The sequence below is a fragment of the Vagococcus vulneris genome (assembly GCF_003950515.1).
GTDB classification, from domain to species: Bacteria; Bacillota; Bacilli; order Lactobacillales; family Vagococcaceae; genus Vagococcus; species Vagococcus vulneris.
Map to the genome: position 1 here is coordinate 1 of NZ_NGJS01000041.1, position 1092 is coordinate 1092.

At 31.5% G+C, this 1092-nt stretch carries 2 protein-coding genes; both read left to right on the forward strand.

What is annotated here, in order from left to right; translation table 11 throughout:
* Positions 1-84: 84 nt before the first annotated feature.
* Positions 85-408, forward strand: a complete 324-nt coding sequence (locus CBF37_RS11470) for a helix-turn-helix domain-containing protein (protein WP_125984885.1) — start codon at positions 85-87, stop codon at positions 406-408.
* On the forward strand, positions 387-1092 hold a 706-nt coding region (locus CBF37_RS11475), incomplete at its 3' end, for an IS3 family transposase (protein WP_125984886.1). The genes CBF37_RS11470 and CBF37_RS11475, both read left to right, overlap by 22 nt.

A 1092-nucleotide genomic window follows, 5' to 3' on the forward strand; every position in this document is an offset into this window, starting at 1 on the left:
GGAACTGACCCCAAAAGATGAGACAAATATAAAAACACCCCTGTTGAATTCATGTAAAATGAATTTAACGGAGGTGTATTTTTTATGGTTAAAAGGATTGCTTATCCAGTAGAAGTAAAAGAAGAAGCTATAAAAATGAAACTTGAAGGTAAAACAACATCAGAAATTATGAATAAACTCAATATTCGGAATAAAACTCAGGTAAAAACATGGTGGAAATGGTATAGAAATGGAGAATCTTATCGATTCTCTCAAAGTGTGGGAAAACAATATACTTATGGAAAAGGTAATGAACACTTTTCACCTTTAGAAGTTCTAGAAAGAGAAAATAAGTACTTGAAACAGGAGATTGATGTTTTAAAAAAATACAAGGAGTTGGAAAGGATGTGGAAAAAGAAGTATTCATAAATTTAGTTGATTCTTATAAAGGAAAACTATCTATAACATGGTTATGTAACTATTTTGGGGTAGCTAGGAGTACTTACTATCGTTGGTCTAAGAAGGAATATGTTGACGATAATCGAATTAAAATGATTCAGCAGCTGTGTAAAGAAAACAAGTTTACTTATGGTTATCGAAAAATCACTTTTTTACTTCGTAAAAAGATAAAAGTTAATCATAAAGTTGTTCAGCGTATTATGCAAAAATACGGATGGAGTTGTAAGGTGAAAATAAAGAAAGAAAAACGTCCTGGTTCTATTAATTTTAAAATCTCTAATGTGATTGATAGAGACTTCAGTTCGAGTAAGCCACTAGAAAAACTTACAACAGATATTACTTATCTTGATTATGGTCCTAAAAGACTATATCTTTCTAGTATTATGGATTTATTTAATGGAGAAATACTGTCTTATACAATAAGTGAAAAACAAGATATTGCTTGTGTTTTAGACACCTTAAATCAATTACCTATTCTCTCTGATAAGTGTGTGCTTCATTCTGATCAAGGTTCTGTTTATACCTCGTACGCTTATTATCAAGCAACAAAAGAAAAGAGCATTACCAGAAGTATGTCCCGAAAAGGGACCCCTGCAGATAATGCTCCAATAGAATCGTTTCACTCCATCCTAAAGGCTGAAACGTTCTCATTAC

What these genes read in the sequence shown, in the direction of transcription:
- CBF37_RS11470 (WP_125984885.1), top strand. Translation starts at nt 85, where the DNA reads ATGGTTAAAAGGATTGCTTATCCAGTAGAAGTAAAAGAAGAAGCTATA.